This is a genomic window from Iodidimonas sp. MBR-22, assembly GCF_029946565.1.
GTDB classification, from domain to species: domain Bacteria; phylum Pseudomonadota; class Alphaproteobacteria; order Sphingomonadales; family Rhodothalassiaceae; genus Iodidimonas; species Iodidimonas nitroreducens.
Genome location: NZ_JARKVQ010000005.1, coordinates 63,093 through 80,233 on the forward strand (window position 1 = coordinate 63,093; position 17,141 = coordinate 80,233).

The 17,141-nt window shown below is 58.4% G+C and carries 19 protein-coding genes; 11 read left to right on the plus strand and 8 right to left on the minus strand.

Annotation, left to right across the window (positions count from 1 at the left end):
• Positions 1 to 20: 20 nt before the first annotated feature.
• The 4 genes from hpnE to hpnC are packed head-to-tail and all read right to left on the minus strand — an operon-like array spanning position 21 to position 4,462.
• Positions 21 to 1,415 carry a hydroxysqualene dehydroxylase HpnE gene (hpnE, locus tag QK300_RS05415; protein ID WP_281300748.1) on the minus strand — a complete coding sequence of 465 codons (1,395 nt, stop codon included), beginning with the start codon at positions 1,413 to 1,415 and terminating at the stop codon, positions 21 to 23.
• Positions 1,397 to 2,302, minus strand: coding sequence for a presqualene diphosphate synthase HpnD (gene hpnD / locus QK300_RS05420; protein WP_281300747.1), 906 nt, complete (start codon positions 2,300 to 2,302; stop codon positions 1,397 to 1,399). The genes hpnE and hpnD overlap by 19 nt, the downstream gene beginning before the upstream one ends.
• Positions 2,303 to 2,357: 55 nt before the next feature.
• Positions 2,358 to 3,554 (minus strand): glycosyltransferase, encoded by a 1,197-nt coding sequence (locus QK300_RS05425; protein ID WP_281300746.1) that lies wholly within the window; start codon positions 3,552 to 3,554, stop codon positions 2,358 to 2,360.
• Positions 3,554 to 4,462 carry a squalene synthase HpnC gene (gene hpnC / locus QK300_RS05430; RefSeq protein WP_281300745.1) on the minus strand — a complete coding sequence of 303 codons (909 nt, stop codon included), beginning with the start codon at positions 4,460 to 4,462 and terminating at the stop codon, positions 3,554 to 3,556. Before hpnC ends, QK300_RS05425 begins: the two co-directional genes overlap by 1 nt.
• Before the next feature lie 110 nt (positions 4,463 to 4,572).
• On the opposite strand from hpnC, the gene QK300_RS05435 reads away from it, so the two are divergent.
• Both QK300_RS05435 and QK300_RS05440 read left to right on the plus strand, forming a co-directional pair.
• Positions 4,573 to 5,394 (plus strand): LOG family protein, encoded by an 822-nt coding sequence (locus tag QK300_RS05435; RefSeq protein WP_281300744.1) that lies wholly within the window; start codon positions 4,573 to 4,575, stop codon positions 5,392 to 5,394.
• A gap of 90 nt (positions 5,395 to 5,484) precedes the next feature.
• Positions 5,485 to 5,928 (plus strand): thioredoxin family protein, encoded by a 444-nt coding sequence (locus QK300_RS05440; RefSeq protein WP_281300743.1) that lies wholly within the window; start codon positions 5,485 to 5,487, stop codon positions 5,926 to 5,928.
• A gap of 16 nt (positions 5,929 to 5,944) precedes the next feature.
• Here the strand turns inward: QK300_RS05440 and QK300_RS05445 are convergent, their stop codons facing one another.
• Positions 5,945 to 6,154: a hypothetical protein gene (locus QK300_RS05445; RefSeq protein WP_281300742.1), complete on the minus strand. Its 210-nt coding sequence runs from the start codon at positions 6,152 to 6,154 to the stop codon at positions 5,945 to 5,947.
• Between the two features lie 290 nt (positions 6,155 to 6,444).
• Here QK300_RS05445 and QK300_RS05450 point away from each other — a divergent pair, with 290 nt between their 5' ends.
• Both QK300_RS05450 and QK300_RS05455 read left to right on the plus strand, forming a co-directional pair.
• The gene (locus QK300_RS05450; protein WP_281300741.1) at positions 6,445 to 6,903 is read left to right on the plus strand and encodes an HIT family protein; all 459 of its coding nucleotides are present in this window, start codon (positions 6,445 to 6,447) and stop codon (positions 6,901 to 6,903) included.
• A gap of 66 nt (positions 6,904 to 6,969) precedes the next feature.
• Complete coding sequence (locus tag QK300_RS05455; protein ID WP_281300740.1) at positions 6,970 to 7,836, plus strand: nucleotidyltransferase family protein; 867 nt, start codon at positions 6,970 to 6,972, stop codon at positions 7,834 to 7,836.
• A 4-nt stretch (positions 7,837 to 7,840) separates the two neighbouring features.
• Here QK300_RS05455 and QK300_RS05460 read toward each other — a convergent pair whose 3' ends face one another.
• Complete coding sequence (locus QK300_RS05460) at positions 7,841 to 8,644, minus strand: phosphocholine cytidylyltransferase family protein (RefSeq protein ID WP_281300739.1); 804 nt, start codon at positions 8,642 to 8,644, stop codon at positions 7,841 to 7,843.
• Positions 8,645 to 8,794: 150 nt separating this feature from the next.
• A complete protein-coding gene (locus QK300_RS05465; protein WP_281300738.1) occupies positions 8,795 to 9,670 on the minus strand; it encodes a metallophosphoesterase in 876 nt (291 codons plus the stop codon).
• Between the two features lie 99 nt (positions 9,671 to 9,769).
• On the opposite strand from QK300_RS05465, the gene QK300_RS05470 reads away from it, so the two are divergent.
• Genes QK300_RS05470 through QK300_RS05485 form a run of 4 tightly spaced genes read left to right on the plus strand, consistent with a single transcriptional unit; the run spans position 9,770 to position 13,380 of the window.
• Positions 9,770 to 10,966, plus strand: coding sequence for a CDP-alcohol phosphatidyltransferase family protein (locus QK300_RS05470; RefSeq protein WP_281300737.1), 1,197 nt, complete (start codon positions 9,770 to 9,772; stop codon positions 10,964 to 10,966).
• A gap of 3 nt (positions 10,967 to 10,969) precedes the next feature.
• Positions 10,970 to 12,109, plus strand: a complete 1,140-nt coding sequence (locus QK300_RS05475) for a hypothetical protein (protein WP_281300736.1) — start codon at positions 10,970 to 10,972, stop codon at positions 12,107 to 12,109.
• 30 nt (positions 12,110 to 12,139) lie between these two features.
• Positions 12,140 to 12,964, plus strand: a complete 825-nt coding sequence (locus tag QK300_RS05480; RefSeq protein ID WP_281300735.1) for a hypothetical protein — start codon at positions 12,140 to 12,142, stop codon at positions 12,962 to 12,964.
• Complete coding sequence (locus tag QK300_RS05485) at positions 12,964 to 13,380, plus strand: NUDIX domain-containing protein (RefSeq protein ID WP_281300734.1); 417 nt, start codon at positions 12,964 to 12,966, stop codon at positions 13,378 to 13,380. Before QK300_RS05480 ends, QK300_RS05485 begins: the two co-directional genes overlap by 1 nt.
• Positions 13,381 to 13,422: 42 nt before the next feature.
• Here QK300_RS05485 and QK300_RS05490 read toward each other — a convergent pair whose 3' ends face one another.
• Complete coding sequence (locus QK300_RS05490) at positions 13,423 to 14,046, minus strand: TlpA disulfide reductase family protein (RefSeq protein WP_281300733.1); 624 nt, start codon at positions 14,044 to 14,046, stop codon at positions 13,423 to 13,425.
• A 21-nt stretch (positions 14,047 to 14,067) separates the two neighbouring features.
• On the opposite strand from QK300_RS05490, the gene argH reads away from it, so the two are divergent.
• The 3 genes from argH to lysA are packed head-to-tail and all read left to right on the plus strand — an operon-like array spanning position 14,068 to position 17,107.
• Positions 14,068 to 15,525 (plus strand): argininosuccinate lyase, encoded by a 1,458-nt coding sequence (gene argH / locus QK300_RS05495; RefSeq protein ID WP_281300732.1) that lies wholly within the window; start codon positions 14,068 to 14,070, stop codon positions 15,523 to 15,525.
• A 17-nt stretch (positions 15,526 to 15,542) separates the two neighbouring features.
• Positions 15,543 to 15,839 (plus strand): hypothetical protein, encoded by a 297-nt coding sequence (locus tag QK300_RS05500; protein WP_281300731.1) that lies wholly within the window; start codon positions 15,543 to 15,545, stop codon positions 15,837 to 15,839.
• Positions 15,839 to 17,107, plus strand: a complete 1,269-nt coding sequence (gene lysA, locus QK300_RS05505) for a diaminopimelate decarboxylase (RefSeq protein WP_281300730.1) — start codon at positions 15,839 to 15,841, stop codon at positions 17,105 to 17,107. The genes QK300_RS05500 and lysA overlap by 1 nt, the downstream gene beginning before the upstream one ends.
• Positions 17,108 to 17,141: the final 34 nt, after the last annotated feature.

Genomic DNA, 17,141 nt, shown 5'->3' on the forward strand with positions numbered 1-17,141 from the left:
TTGTTTTAACGCTTCACTCCTCACGTCGTTCTCACTCCGCTTTGGATGGGCGCCTTTGCCTCTTGGCCCGATCCCGCATTATATGTGTGTTGGTTATTTAAGGGCGGTTTGTGCTGTTGAAAAGCCCGACTTTTCTGAAGGCATATATGGGCCGCCTTATGGCCCGAGCGAATGGCCCCCTCGATGGTCGATGGCAGGCCGGTGGCTGTCCAGTCTCCGGCCAGCACCAGATTGGCCCATTGCGTGGCGGCACGGGGGCGCAGAGCGTCGGCTTCGGGGGTGGCGGCAAAGGTCGCGCGCTTTTCCTTGATCACCCGAAAGGGCGGCAGGGGCTGATCGCTAAGTTGCAAGGCCCGGCTCACTTCGCCCCAGCAGATGCGGGCGATCTCATCGGCGGGCCTTCGGGCAACCTCATTGGCCGCTGAAATGGTGACGGAGGCAAGTTCATCACGCAGGAAAATCCACTGCGACAGCCCACCCACAAGGCCGATGATCTCGACCGATGCACCATCCTGCACCGGATCGGCCGCCTTGGGGGGGAGCCGGAAATGGATATTGACGATGGCCTCGCCATCGGGCGGGGTGGAAAGATCAGGCAGCAGGGTGCGGGCAATCGGGGCGGGGGTGGCGCAGATTGCCTGATCCTCGGCCCCGAGCGGGATCAGCTCATCCCCAAGATGGAGGGCCTGAAGCCGCCCATCAGCCAGATCAAGGCGGTTGATGCGGCTGTGGAAGCGAATGGTGGCACCGGCTTTTTGCAGCTTTTCCAGAGCCGGATCGATCAGGCAGTGGGCAAGGCTCAGGCGCGCCATGCGGGGCTGGCAATAGGCACCGCCACGGGCAAAACTTTCGCGTAAAACCCGGCGCAAAAGATGGGCCGAGCCTTCTGCCGGGGCGCAATTCAACACCGCTACCACCAAAGGTTCCCACAAGCGGCGATAAAGGGGATGATTGACCGACAATCGATCGGTGATGCGTTCAGACCTGCGCGCCATCAAAAGGCTGAGAGCCGACAGATAATCGCGCGGCCGGCTGCCCGGAATCCGTCGCTTGCGATCAAAAACCCAGCCCTGCCACAGTCCTTTATCAAGGGCGAGGGTCCAGCGTTCGCCGCTTTCCAGATCGAAAAAGGGAAAGCGCGCTTCGTCTGGCCCGATCAGGTGATGTGTCGCCCCGCTGATCGGATCGCGTTCGCCGATTTCATCGAGATAGGCATGTAATGATCGATTGCCCGAGAGCATCAGATGATTGCCATTGTCGATCAAAAGCCCAAGCTGCTCATCATGAAATGAGCGACAGCGCCCCCCGGCCCGGGCAGCGGCTTCATAAAGGGTGATCTGATGCCCGCACGCGACCAAACGCGTGGCCGCCGCCAGCCCCGCCAGGCCGGCACCGATTATGTGGATATGCGCCATGATCGGCCTCCCAGGGCAATCTTGGCCGCGATCCACAGCTTTTCGCCTTTGCTCATCAGGGGGCCGAAACCGGATCGGTGCGGGGCCTTGAACCCCTGATCGCGCATCCGCAGAAAAATCTGGTGATACACATGCATCATGATCGCCGCCGGGCGCAGATCGCCTTCATGGCAGGCCTTGAGCGCGCCCCGGGCGGCGGTGAATTCCGCCTCGGCTTCTTTGGCCAAAGCCTGCCGGGCCAAAGAAAGGCCGGGCGCACGGGCAACGGTTTTGGGATCGGTTTCGGGAATCCCGGCTTCAATCAGCAGATCGCGGGGCAGATAAAGCCGCCCCATATCCGCATCTTCTTCCACATCGCGAATGATATTGGTCAGTTGCAGGGCCTTGCCCAGATGATCCGACAAGCGCCGCCCTTCGGCCTCGGGGGCCCCGAAAACCCGCACACACAGCCGCCCCACAGCGGATGCCACGCAATCGCAATAATCGATAAGCTGCTCATAAGATGGCGCCCGGATCGGCCCTTCAGCATCCATTTCCATGCCCCGGATCACGGCGATGAAATCCTCTTTCAACAGCCCGAAATCCCCGATCGCGGCCAAGAGCTGACGATCGAGAGGATCATCGGCCGCCCGGCCATCATAAAGCCCATCGATGCGCTGGCGCCAGGCTGCAAGCGCGGTGATCTTGTCGCCATTCGAGAGAAGACCATCGGCAATATCATCCACATCCCGGCAAAAAGCATAGATGGCAAACAGCGCGGCACGGCGCTCTGCCGACATCAGGCGCATCGCCCAATAAAAAGATGATCCGGCGGCCCGTACCTGTTGGGCCAGCCGGCGCCGATCTTCATGGATGGTTGTCTGTGCTTTCGGTGTCACGGTGCTCATGGCTTCATGTTGATCCTGCCCAGACCAAGGCAATTATCCCGTGCAGCCTTGGCAATCAAGGCCCGCCATCCGGTTCATGGCTATCTAAGGTGCCATGGCGATCATAATCACGCCCCTTCCACTGGCTGCCCTTGCCCCGCCAATGATCGAGGGCGGAATGGACCGTCATCATCGCATAAAGCCCGGCAATCAGCCAAAGGCCGAAGGCTTCCAAGGGGTTGCGCCGATAATCGCGCAGGGTGGGGCGATAGGCAATGATCATCAAAAGCCAGCTCATGGCACCGCTCAGCATCAGATCGAGCCGCCCGGTCACAATTCCGACAACTGTGGCAAAGGGGGGAAGCAGAAAAACGATGGCGAGACCCAGAATCGTGCCAAGCAACAAAAATGACGAGAAATGCAATTGGCTGAAGGCGGTGCGTTTTACCATCATCCATAAAGGCTTCAAGCCATCGGCGCCGCGCAAAGAGCGGCTGTCATCCGCCAGCCCCAGCCATAAACGCCCGCCCGCATCGCGGATTTTAGCGGCCAGCGTGCAATCATCGATCAGCGCACCGCGCAGGGCAGCCAGCCCACCGATCTGATCGAGCAGATGGCGGCGAACGAGAATACAGCCCCCCGCAGCCCCTGCGGTTTTCTGGCTGGGATTATTGATGGCGGGAAAGGGGTAAAGCATCTGGAAGAAAAAAATGAAGGCCGGGATCAGCCAGCCTTCCCAGAAGCCTTCAACCCGCAGCCGGATCATCAGGGAAACGAGATCGCGATCATCGCTTTCGGCCTTGTGCACCAGCCGCGCCAGCACATCGGGGCCATGCTCGGCATCGGCATCGGTGAGCCAAAGATAGCGGGCCGTGTCGCCTGCTTTGGCCACCCCATGGGATAAAGCCCATAATTTCCCGGTCCAGCCCTTGGCCAGTGGCGGTCCGCTCAGGATCGTGAGGGATCGGCCCGTGGCACAGTCATCGGCGGCTTTCTGTGCCAAAGCGGCGGTGCCATCCCGGCTGCCATCATCCACCAGAATGACCTGAAAATCCCCCTCATAGCGCTGATTGAGCAGGCTTTTGATCGCGCGGGCGATGCTGTGGGCCTCATCGCGCGCCGGGATGATGGCCACAATCGGGGGCAGATTGTGTAAAGGCGCGCCTGTATTTTGGGGCAGGCGCTGATCGGCACGCCAAAAGCCATGATGGGCAAACACCAGATACGCCCAGGCCAACAGGCTGATCAGCGATAAAATGAGGAGGAGTTCCATCAGCTTTGCGGCTTTTTGGGTGAAGGTTGTTGGGGGCGCGAGACAAGGGCGGAGAGCAGCCCGCCGCCCGCCGCCATGGCGATTTGCCAGCGGCTGAGCCTCACGCGCTCGGCCAAAGGATCGCGCCGGGCAAGCTCGGTGGTCAGCGACCGGGCGATATTGAGGATCACCGCCGATTCTGCGGCCAGCCTGCGGCTTGTCAAAGCTTTGGGCAGGCGCGCTGCCTGATCATTCAGTTCATGCACGCTGTCGATCAGGCGGTCGATCACCACGCGCAAAGCCGGGCTCGTTTTCGCCTTGCCCAGATCCGTATCCATCGCACCCGCTTCGCGCAGATAGCTTTGGGGCAGATAGAGGCGGTTCATCTGGCGAAAATCATCGCCGCAATCCTGCAGATGATTGATGATCTGCAAGCTGTTGCACAAAGCATCGCTGATCGGCCAGAAGGCCTGATCTTCGCCATGCAGATCCAGCAGATAGCGGCCCACGGGGGCGGCGGATCGATTGCAATAATCGATCAGGTCCTCAAGGCTTTCATAGCGATTTTGCACGGCATCCTGCTTGAAAGCGGAAATGAGATCGAGACAATGGCGCACCGGCACGCCGGTTTCCTTGAGGCTTTCATGAAGGCGCCGGGCGGTGAGGGGGGTCTCATCCAAGGCCTCGCCCATGACCGTGGCAGCAAAAATATCGAGCCGGGTGCATTTGTCTTCGGGGGCGAGATCGGGATTATCGGCGATATCGTCAATCGCCCGGGCAAAGGCATAAAAACGCCCCACATGGGGCCGCAAATGCGCCGCAATGAGCCGCGATCCCACGGGAAAATTCTCGGTCTCCGCCGATTTGCCAGAGGGTGTTTCCAGAGGGTGGTCATTTGCGGGGACCGCCGCCTTGTTATTTTCTGTCATCGCGCACCGATCATTTTCCGTTATGCTGGGGGCTTTATCGTTCGATGCCATGAAATCCGCCCACACTCAATGCCCCATGCGCCATTGGGGCGATCATTGAAAGCCAAGCCATGTTGCCACCCTATCAGCGGCGATCCGCCTTTCCTTCCGCCAGCGAAGATGAGGCCCGGGCCAAAAAGGTGCCCGATACCCCGCAAACCCGCTCATCTGCCTATGGGCTGGCTTATAGCGATCTTGATTTCATGAAGCGCGAAGACTTGCGCCCGGTGCGCTTGCAGCTTGAACTGATGAAAGCGGAATTGATGCTGCAGGATCATGGGGTGGAGGCCACCGTGGTGATTTTCGGCAGCGCCCGATCAAGGCCCGATGATCTTGCCCCCGATGATCCCAGATGCGCCGATTATGCGGCGGCGCGGCGTTTGGGGCAGTTGATTTCATCGGCGCAAAATGGCTGCCCGGAACGCTTGCGGGTGGTGACCGGGGGCGGACCGGGGATCATGGAAGCGGGCAATCGGGGGGCCGATGATGTGGGGGCGGAAAGCATCGGGCTGAATATCATCCTGCCCCATGAACAGGCCCCCAACCCCTATATCACCCCCGAATTGTGCTTTCAGTTTCATTATTTTGCGCTTCGCAAGATGCATTTTCTGATGCGCGCCCGGGCTTTGGTGTGTTTCCCCGGTGGCTTTGGCACGCTGGATGAACTGTTTGAAACCCTGACCCTGATCCAGACCGGCAAGATCGAGGCGATGCCGGTGTTGCTTTATCGCCGCGATTGGTGGGAGCGGATCATCAATCTGCCCGCCTTGGCAGAAAGCGGGATGATCGCCGCCCGGGATCTTGATCTGGTGCGCATGGTGGAAAGCGCGGATGAAGCCTGGGACATCATCAGGGACTTTTGCACCGAGCGGTGCGGCGAAAGTCAAGCCTGACCCGATTTGGATTGCGGCCTTAGATCGGCTTTTATAAGCTGGGCCGGGTGTTCAAAAATAATATTGATGGATCAATAAGGATCAAAGCTGATGGGCAAAGGGAAAATTCTTGCACTATTACTGGTGGTTTTGGGGGCTGTTCTGGCCGTGTCGCCCTTGGGATCGCTGCTTTATATGAATGTGCGTGGGGCCGATCCTTTGCTGGCGCAATGGCAGGATTATGAACCGGTGGCTTTCGAGGGCGCGTTGCAGGCTGGCGATCCGGTGCTGGTGCAGATCTATGCCTCATGGTGCCCTACATGCGAGGCGCAGCATCAAAGCTTCACGGCCCTTGAAAATAAAGGGCGGGTGCCCGATGCGCGGCTGTTTCGGGTCGATTTTGATCGCGATGGAGCCTTTCTTGAAAAGCATGAGGTTCAAAGCACCGGATTGCTTTTGGTGTTTCGCAATGGGGTTGAGGTCGCCCGCCAAGGAGGATTGGTGGATGAGGGCAGCATTTTAAGCTTTCTTGAAAGCCAATCGGTAGATATTTAGCCGGATACGGCACCCTTCAAAGCGCGGCTGTCAGAAATCTTTCCCGGGTTTTGTTCAGGGTTTTGGGGGGCGCGATCTGTTGTTTGATCCGGCGGCGGGCGGATTGCATTTCGCTCAGCACATCGCCCGGGGAAAGCCTGTCATAGCGCATCAAGGTTTTGCAGATGGGGTCGGACAGCAGATTATCGAGGCTTGCTTCCTGATAAAAGGCTTGATCATCGCTCATGGGTCTTGCTCCTTGATGGTCGGCGCGATTTCACAAATCCATCCGGTTCAGAGGCTTTCGCATCTCCTCAAACCGGATTGTAGATGGGGTTTCATCAAGCGCTTTGCCAGAGTGGGAGGCTTGATGCTGGCGTCAATTTTTGGTTACTGATCGCAGGCCACAGGCTCCCCAATCAGCGATATGCTGGGGGGTTTAGCACCGGCTTGTGACAGGAAAGCGGCAATGCGGTGCCACTTTCGCGACAAAAGCTGTTTTTTTGCTTATGGTTCTTGGCTAAAGGACGCGCACCAATGGTTCATGCCACAATCTTGAAATTCGGATATCCGCAAAGCCTTGTGCGAAGCTATGATCATTGGATGGTGCAGCTTCGTCCCAAACAGGCAACCCTTGGCGCTTTGGTGGTGATCTGCACCGAAGATGTGACAAGCTTTTCCGCCTTGTCGCAGGCGGCGGCTGCCGAATTTCATCAGGTGGTGTGCGATGTGGAACAGGTGCTGGGGCAGGTTTTTGCCTTTCAGAAAATCAATTGGCTGCTGCTGATGATGGTTGATCCCCATGTGCATTTTCATGTTTTGCCGCGCTATGATGGCCCCCGATCATGGGGTGGGCATGTTTTCACCGATCCCGGCTGGCCGGGCTTGCCCGATCTTTCTCATGCCCCGCCGGATGACGGGCCTGTTCATGAGGCTCTGCTGGACGAACTTCGCGCGGCTTTCCCTCGCCACAGGACTTCGGATGCGCCATCCTGATATCTCGACCCATTACCTTCATGGCCTTTGCCCCTTCTTGATTTCCCCTTTGAATGGATGCCCTTTATGCCGCCCTTGCCCTATCGCGCGCTGATCCTTTCAGGCCGCCGATCCTCTGGTGATCCCGTAGCCGAGGCGGAACAGGTGAGCTGCAAGGCTTTCGCCCATGTGGGGGAAGGGCCCATGATCGATCATGTGATCAGGGCGGTTGAGGGGTCGGGCCGCATGGCGGATATTCAGATCAGCCTGCCCTATGATTGCCCGATCGAAAGGGAAGCCCCCGGCCTTGCGGCGCGTCTCGCCAGGGGGGAGTTGTTGCGCCATCAATCAAAAGAGGGGCCGAGCGGCAGCGTTCTCTCGGTTCTGCAGGCGATGAAGCCCGGCGAGCGGCTGTTTGTCACCACCGCCGATCATCCGCTTTTGACCAGTGATCTGGTCTGCCGCTTTTTGGATGAGGCCGATAAGCTGGATGCCGATATTGCTGCGGCTTTGGCCCCCCTCGATGTGGTGGAAGCGGCACGTAAAGCCGATCCCGCGGATCTTCCCCCGCGCCGGGGCCGCCGCACCCGGCTGGCCTTTAAGGACGGTGTTTTTTCCGGGTGCAATATGTTTGCCCTGAAAGCCCCTGCTGCCGAGCGGGGCATCGCCCTGTGGCAGCGCATCGAACATGATCGCAAAAAGCCGGTGCGTCTGGTGGCGCGTTTGGGGGTTTGGGGCTTGCTCAATTGGCTGGCCGGGCGGTTGACCCTGGCCGATGCGCTGGGGCGGCTTGGTCGCCGGGTGGATCTGCTGGCGGTGCCGGTGATCATGCGCGATGCCGATGTCGCCACCGATATCGATAGCCTGGATGATCTGGCCATGGTGCGGGCGGTTTTTGCCCGTCAAAAAGCGCGGGCCGCCATGCCCTCTTTGGTCAATTCCGGGATCGAGTGATGGCTCAGGATGCCTTGGCTGCGAAAGCTTCCATCCGGCTGTGGTCAAGATCGGCGCGGTTCCAAAGCGAGATGGCTGTGCGGGCTTTTTGCAGGTCCACCGGAAAATCCACCTCGCACCAATCTTGTGAGGGCACATCGGCGATATGAATGGCCTGCGTATGGGCAAGGCGATCAATCACCGAAAGATACCATAGCCGATCGCCTTCACCGCTCTCGATGATGCGTTCAACCGCCTCGCGAAATAGCGAAACCCCGGATTTCATGAAGCGGATCATACCGATGGATTCAGCATCCACGGCCTTCACATCCAATGTTTTCCCGATATGGCGCAAAAGATTTTCGTGCAGGATCACCTTCATATCATCGGTATCATAGCGATCCTTGCGCGATGTGGTGAGAGTGATCGGCTGATCGGGCCGGGCCATCAGGCTGCGGGCCACCGGGGCGCGAAACAGGGTATCGCCATTGAGCAGGATGAAATCTTCGGTCATTTCATCACGGGCACACCACACGCTGCGCAAATTATCGGAATTGGCATAATCGGGATTATGGATTGCGCGAATGGAAAAGGCGGGATCGCTGGATTGATGGCGCGTGGCGATGAAATCGGCGATTTCACGCTCCACCTTGTCTGCCTTGAAGCCGGTCACCACCACGATGTCATCAATCCCGGTTTCCAGCAATTGCGCCAATTGCCAGCCCAGAAGAGAAATGCCGCCGCCCAGATTAAGCAGGCATTTGGGCGTATGTTCGGTATAGGGCGACAGGCGTTTGCCCTGACCCGCGCTGAGAATGATGGCTTTCACGGCAATCCTGTTCTTTTATTGAAAGCGACGATCCACAAGAAATTTTATGACCATTTCATGACATTTACGACTAGCCAACCCTGTTAGGCAATTCATAGAAGCGTGAAACCTGTGATTTAAAGTGCGTGATCACAAGCCACAACGAAACATCTAATGCAGAGCATTGGAAGGAAAAAAAGCTTTTTTTGTGGCGTCATAATGGCGATGTTCCACACGGATCCCATCAGATTTGGCGGAGGGATCGATGGTCAGGCGGTAATAATGCCCCGGGCCCTTATGCGAGCCGATGGATGACGATGACCCGCAGCCCAAAATCGGCACCGGGCCATCGGGGCCTTTGATGCTGGCCTTTAAAGCCCGATGGGTATGGCCATGAAGGATCAGCCCCGCCCCGGAGTGGGCGATCATCGCACGAAAGGCTTTGGCATCGCTCAGCGCCTTGCGCGGGCTTTCCGCACCGGGCTGGGGTGGATGATGGATCATGATCAGGGTGAACTGGCCCGCCTGATGCTCGGCATTCAGCAGGGCTTCCAAAGCCATCAACTGCTTTTCACCTAATCGCCCACTGGCCATGGCGGGCAGGGTCGCCACCGCCGACGAGGTGCCGATGATCGATAGTTTGCCCCGGCGGCGCAGATAGGGAAAGCCCATCCGGCCATCATCCCCGGTCACCCATTCGGCCCATTTCGGCAGTCCCTCTTCTAAAGCCCCCGCCACATAAGCATCATGATTACCGGGGATGATGCTGATATGATCGGCAGGGCCCGCCTGCAAAAGCCAGTGTCGCGCGGTTTCAAATTCACCCCCAAGGGCGATATTGGTGAGATCCCCGGTCACGCAGATATGATCGGGTTGATCGGCTTTAAGGTCGTTTAATAAGGCGTCGAGCACCTCGGTGCGATGTTCGTGCTTGCGCTTTCTATGCCATGAAAGATATCCAAGAATGCGCTTGCTGATCAGCTTTTGTGCCGCCACTTTGGGCAAGGGTGCAAAATGCAGATCGGATAGATGGGCGATGGTGATCATGGCTGAGGGTTCATTCCGGGCTAATCGAATAAGATGGGCACATTGAACAAGATGACGGCGAAGATCGGGCCGCCATGAACAGACAAAGGACATAAGAATTTGACGACCGCAGACAAAGCCCCGATCACCCTTGATTTTGTGCCTGCCCGATCCCCTGTCAAGCTGTTTGGTTTGAGCGGACGCGAGCGGATCATGAAGATGATCAAAGATCGTCGGGGCGATGGCGTGGTCATCGGGGCGGATGATCCGCAGGCTGCAACTACAGGCGATTGGCTGATCATGGATGAAGATTGCCTTTATGATGGCCCGGTGATCGATTGGCTTTTGGCCGGGTCTGATCGGGCGGTTGATGCCGATGGCGCGCGCGCCGGGCGCGTCAGTTCAAAAGGCCAGCATCAGGATGCCGTGCGGGCCTGGATAAAGGGTGCGGGCCGCCTGCCCGAAGGCATCGACCTTGCCAGCCCGGACAGCATCGGGGCGGCCTATCGCACGGCCCTGCGCAAGCGCGAAACCCCCTATTGCCTGCGGATATCGGCCATTGGTCGGGAAAAGGCCGAGCAGCGCCTGTTTGCCGGTTCCTATAAAGGGGTGACGGATTTTGTCACCAAATATGTCTGGCCATGGCCGGCTTTTCATCTCACCCGGCTTTGTGCCGCCCTAAAAATCAGCCCCAATATGGTCACAAGCCTCAGCCTTGTTTTGGTGCTGGCGGCGTTCTGGTTTTTTTGGCAGGGCGATTTTGCGTCCGGCCTGTTGGCGGCTTGGGGGATGACCTTTCTCGATACCGTTGATGGCAAGCTGGCCCGCACCACCCTCACCTCATCGAAATGGGGGAATATCTTTGATCATGGAATCGATCTGGTGCATCCGCCCTTCTGGTATTGGGCCTGGGCGCATGGCTTGAGCAGTGGGTTCGGGCGTGATTTAACCAGTGGGCCCGAGCCATCATGGCTGGGGTTTTCGTCGCTGGATTGGGCGCTTTGGGTGATCCTTGTGGGCTATGTTGTCGGGCGTTTGTTTGAAGGCTATTTCATTGCCCGCTTCAAGCTGGAACTGCATATCTGGCGGCGGTTTGACAGCTTTTTCCGGCTTATTGTTTCGCGTCGCAATCCCAATCTCATTCTGCTCAGCCTTGGGCTTTTGCTTGGGGCTCCGGCGTCCGGTTTTTTATGGGTGGCGCTGTGGACCATTGCAAGCCTTGCGGTGCATGGGGTGCAGATTGTCCAAGCCGAACGGGCGGCGCGGAATCACCCCTTATCCTCCTGGCTCGATGGGGCCTTGAGGCAGGATTCTTAAGTGATGCGCATCGGGTTTTTATTCAATCATTATGCGGGCCATCAGCTTTTGCACGCCGCCCCCACCGCCTTTGCGCTATCGCGTCTTTATCCCCGGCACCGGGTTTTCATGTTCGTGCGCGGCAAGGCTTTGGCCGATCTGGCAGACAAGATCGCCCAGCGCTATCCCGGCCATCGCGTCGAGATCATGATCATTGATGCGCCCCTGATTGCGCGCCTCGCCGATCCCCTGATCCGGCCATTTGCCTTTGCCGGAAAGCAGGCGGCGCTGGAGGCCAATCTCGATCTGTTTCGGCCCCTCGATGTGCTGGTGGTGCCCGAGAAAACCAGCCTCAGCCTGAAGCGTCATCAAAAGCTTGCCCATCTTAAATTCGTTTATACCCATCATGGGGCGGGGGATCGGGCAGACGCCTATTATCCCCAATTGGCGAATTTCGATCTGGTTCTCGCCCCGGGTCGAAAGATCGCGGATCGCCTGATCAGTTCGGGTCTGGTGAAGGCGGAAAACTGCGCCATCGTCGGCTATCCGAAATTTTCCGTGCGGCAATCCCTGGGGGTGGCGCCGCCCAGCTTTGCGCAAAAGCGGATCACCGTGCTTTATAATCCCCATTATAGCCGCCGCGAATCCTCATGGGCTCCATGGGGGCGGGATATTCTTGATTTTTTCCGCCGATCAGATCGCTATAATCTGATTTTCGCGCCGCATATCCTGCTCTATCAGCGCTGGCTGCGGCATCGGGCCCGGCCTTTGGGGCGCTGGCGGGGGCAGCCGCACATGCATCTGGATACCGGCAGCGATGCGATGATCGATATGACCTATCTGGATGCGGCCGATCTCTATCTGGGGGATGTGAGTAGCCAGATTTATGAATTTCTTCTTCGCCCCCGGCCTGCGGTTTTTCTTGATCCCCGCGCGATTGCTGCATGGCAAAGGGATGAAAGCTTTGTTATGTGGCAGGCGGGGGATGTGGTGACCCATCTTGCCGATCTGCCCAATGCCCTTGATCAGGCCCATGATCGCCATGCACGCTATGCAGCCGCGCAGCGCGGGTTATTTGATGAAACCTTTGATCGCGGGGATCAACCCGATGAAGAACGCGCGGCACAGGCCATTGTGGCGCATTTTACAAAGAAAAGCCCCTGATCAGGGGTGGCGGGAAAAAGGATAAAGAGGATGCTTCCAGATCATAACCCCCAGAAAAAGCCCTTGCGCCTGATGGATATTGGCCCGGCTGTTTTTGCGCAGATTCGTGGCCATGCCGAAGCTTTTGTGCTGTTTGTGGTATTATGGGCGGTGCTCAGCACCATCGTGGCTTCGCCCATGATGGCCGATCTCACCTTATGGCAAAAAACCATGGAAACCGATCAGGAAGCGGGGATGGCGATGTTGTCTGATCTTGCCCCGAAGCTGATCGTGCAATCGGGGGTGAGCCTGTTTCTGGCGGTGATCATTCCGGTTTTATGGAGCCGCCTGCTGCTGATGGGGCGGGGCATGGTTTTATCGAAAGGGCTGCTGGCGGCTTATGGCAAGGCCCTGATCCGCACGGCGGCGCTTTTGGGCTATCAGTTTCTGGTGGTCATCGGCTTGCTCATCGCCTCGATTCTGGTGATGGCGGTGGCGGGGCTTATAGGCCTTGGCGAAGGGGCGGCTTCCACCTTGATGGTGATGCTGGTGGTGGCCGGGATGCTGCCGGTTTATCTGGCGTATTGCCTGTCGGTGGTGGCAGTCTCGGTGGGGGCTGCGGATGGCGGGATCGCGGGGTCTTTAAAACGGATGAAAGCCTTCTGGAAACCCTATGTGGCGCTGTCGGTGATCGTGCCTTTGGGCTTGTCTTTGCTGGGCGGGGTGATCAGCATTCCGCTCATCGGCGAAGATGGCACGCCGGGGCGGTTGGCCATTCTGGTGGGGGCGGTGTTCAATGGCATCAGCCTGCTGTTCATCTTTACGGCGGCGGTGGTGCTTCATCGTCATGATCATGCCGATCCCCTTGCCGACTGATGGCGACCTTAAAGCGCCCGCTGATCGGCATTGGCGTGGTGGTTTTGAAAGAGGATTGCGTGCTTTTGATCCGCCGGGGCAAGCCCCCCAAAGCCGGGGAATGGAGCCTGCCCGGCGGCGCGCAGGAATGGGGCGAAACCACCCATGAAGCCGCCCGGCGCGAGGTTTATGAAGAAACCGGCATCGAGATCGAGATTATCGGGCTTTTGGATGTCGTTGATGGCCTGATGCCCGATGGCAAAGGGGATTACGCCTTTCATTATACGCTGATCGATTATCACGGGCGCTGGATGGCCGGAACCCCAAAGGCCGCCAGCGATGCTGCGGATGCAGCATGGATCAGGCTCGATCATCTTGATGATTATGGCTTATGGGATGAAACGCGGCGGGTGATTGCGCTGGCGCAAAAAGCCTGAAAAAGCCTGAAAAAGCCGGATATGGCAGATGGGGTTATAGCCTCAACCGGTGCTTTTGATGGCGGCGGCGATCAGGGCTCTGGCCTCCTTGCTGTTCCAATCGGCCGGGCCGTTGAGCCGCCCCAATTCGCGCCCTTCGCGGTCGATCAGCAAGGTGGTGGGCAGGCTGATCACCCCCAGATCACCCATCAGTTTCATGCTCGGCTCGGCCCATGTCTCAAGGCTGCCCGCTTTGAATTTCACCAAAACATCCTGAGCCTGACGCACCGGGCTGCGATCAATCGAGATCGGCAGAACCCGGAAATCGGGGCCGCCAAAATGCGCATCCAAAGCTGCCAGGGTGGGCATTTCCTCGATGCAGGGGGCGCACCATTCCGCCCAGAGATTGATCAGCAGAACCCGCCCGCGTTCATCGCTCAGGCTTTGGGGGCCATCGGGGCCTTCCATCATCAGATCGGTGGGCAGGGGCACAGGCTCGGTTTGGCCCTCGAATGTTGCCATCTCGCCCGTGGTCAAACGAGCAAGCTGCGACGAAAAAGACACAGAATCCGCATTTTCATTGATCGCGGCGCTTTCGCCCCGCGTGATCATCTCATATGCTGCCCATCCGCCAAGGGCCAAAGCCCCGGCGATCAGAATTATCCACAAGCCCAATTTGTTCATCATAACCGATCGCAGTTGAAATCCATGGCCTCAGACATTAGCAAAAAAACCGACACCAATCAAAGCCCTCTCGCAGCATCGGCCGCCAGCCAATCCAATGCCTTATGGGGCGGGCGCTTTGCGGGCGGGCCATCGGATATCATGCAAAGGATCAATGCCTCTATCGAGATTGATCAGGCCCTTTTTCGGCAGGATATTGCCGGATCGCGCGCCCATTGCACGATGCTGGTGGCCTGCGGCATTTTGCACGAGGCCGATGGCGCGGCGATCCTCGCCGGGCTCGATCAGGTGGAAGGCGAGATTGCGCGCGGTGAGATGCGCTTTGATCCGGCGCTTGAAGATATTCACATGCATGTGGAGCACCGCCTGAAGGAAATCATCGGCGAGGCCGCCGGGCGCCTGCATACCGCGCGATCCCGCAATGATCAGGTGGCCACCGATTTCAAATTATGGACCCGCGAAACGCTGGATCGGCTGGATCAGGATCTGGCCGCTTTTCAAAGCGTTCTTCTGGATCGTGCCGAAGAACACAGCGCCACCCTGATGCCCGGCTTTACTCATCTGCAATCCGCCCAACCGGTGACTTTTGGCCATCATCTGATGGCTTATTATGAAATGATCCGCCGGGATCGCGGGCGTCTCAAGGATTGCCGGGCGCGGCTGAATGAATGTCCTTTGGGCTCGGCGGCTTTGGCGGGCACCTCCTTTCCCATCGACCGCAGCATGACGGCCGAGGCTTTGGGTTTTGATCGGCCCACGGCCAATTCCCTTGATGCCGTATCGGATCGCGATTTTGCCCTTGAAATGATGGCGGCGCTCAATCTGGCGGCCATGCATTTAAGCCGGTTGGCGGAAGAACTGGTGATCTGGACAAGCGCCGGTTTTGGCTTTGTCAGATTGTCAGACAGCTTTTCCACCGGCTCTTCGATCATGCCGCAAAAGCGCAATCCCGATGCCGCAGAATTGGTGCGGGCCAAGCTTGGGCGGGTGAATGGGTCCTATCAAAGCCTGTTGATGGTGATGAAGGGCCTGCCTTTGGCCTATTCAAAGGATATGCAGGAAGATAAAGCCCCGGTTTTTGATGCGGTGGAGGCTTTTACCTTGTCGCTTGCCGCGATGACCGGGATGATCGGCGATCTCGACGTTGATAAAAAGCGGATGAAGGCGGCCGCCGGGGCCGCTTATGCCACCGCAACCGATCTGGCCGATTGGCTGGTGCGGGCTGCAGGATTGCCCTTTCGCGATGCCCATCACATCACCGGCCGGGTGGTTTTTTATGCCGAAAAAAAGGGCGTGGCTTTAGAAGATTTAAGCCTTGATGAATTGCGCGCGGTGGATGCGCGGATCACCGCCGATGTGCTGGATGTTTTGGGGGTCGAGGCGTCGGTGGCTTCGCGCACCAGCTTTGGCGGCACCGCACCGGTGCGGGTGCGCGCGGCCATCGATCTGGCGCGGCGCGCATTGGCCGCAGACAAGGAATGAGGGCGATGGGCCAAGGGATGAACAGGGTCATAGGCCGGGGCGGATTATGGGGGCTGCTGGTGCTGAGCCTGATTTTATCAGGCTGTGGTCGGCGGGGCGAGATTTTGCCCCCCGATGGTGCCCCCGAAGACCCCCGGATCGAGACGTTCCGCAAAGATATGGATCGCCAGGAGCCCCGCCGTGCGCCCCGTCCTTCGCCCCGACCGTCTGCGCCGGAAACGCAAAATTCTTTGCCGCCCGATCCTGTTGATTCCACTCCCGTCGATCCTGATGCGGCGCTCGAAGATCAGCCCAATTTTGAAAGGGCGCGCTGATGGATCATTTTCAGTATAAAAACGGCAGTCTTCATGCCGAAGATGTGCCCTTGGCGCGGATTGCTGCCGAGGTGGGCACCCCGGTTTATGTGTATTCCACAGCCACGCTTTGCCGCCATTATCAGATTTTCGACGAGGCCCTTTCAGGGACCGATCATCTCACCTGTTTTGCGGTGAAGGCGAATTCCAATCTTTCAGTTCTGGCCAGTCTGGCGCGCCTTGGCTGTGGTGCCGATGTGGTGAGCGGTGGCGAATTGGCACGGGCTTTGGCGGCGGGCATTCCGGCCCGGCGGATCGTTTTTTCCGGGGTGGGGAAATTGCCGCAGGAAATGGATGCGGCCCTTGATGCGGGCATCCACCAATTCAATGTGGAATCGGAACCCGAGCTTGAAGCCCTGTCGGCGCTGGCCAGCGCCAAGGGGATGAAGGCCCCGGTTTCTTTGCGGATCAATCCCGATATCGATGCGAAAACCCATGCCAAAATTTCCACAGGGCGGGCGGAAAACAAATTCGGCATCGCCTGGAGCCGGGCCCATGAGGCCTATGCCCATGCCCAAAGCCTGCCCGGCATCGCAATTGTGGGCATCGATGTGCATATCGGATCGCAGCTCACTGAATTGGGGCCTTTTCGCGCCGCCTTTGATCGGGTCGCTGAATTGGTAGCCAGCCTGCGTGCGGCTGGCCATCGGATCGAGCGGATCGATCTGGGCGGTGGCCTTGGCATTCCCTATCAGCCCGATCAGCCCGCCCCGCCTTTGCCCAGTGCCTATGGTGCGATGGTGAAAGAGGTGGCATCGGATCTGGGCTGCCAGATCATCACCGAGCCGGGGCGGCTGATCGCTGGCAATGCCGGTGTTTTGCTGACACAGGTTATTTATGTGAAAGATGGCGAGGATCGGCGTTTCGTGATTTTGGATGCGGCGATGAACGATCTGCTGCGCCCCGCCATGTATGATGCCTATCATGGGATTGCGCCGGTGATCGAACCCGGGCCTGATGCCGGGCGGATGATCGCTGATTTCGTTGGCCCGGTCTGTGAAACCGGGGATCGCTTTGCAAAGGATCGCCAAACGGTGACGCTGGTGGCTGGCGATCTTGTGGTTTTGCGCTCTGCCGGGGCCTATGGCGCGGTGATGGCTTCGAGCTATAATACCCGGCCCCTTGTGCCCGAAGTTCTGGTGCATGGGGCGGATTATGCAGTCATCCGGCCCCGGATCGATGTGGCGGCTTTGCTGGCGCAGGATCAACTGGCACCATGGCTTGCCTGACGATTGCTTTCGAGAACCGCTTGAATATCGATTG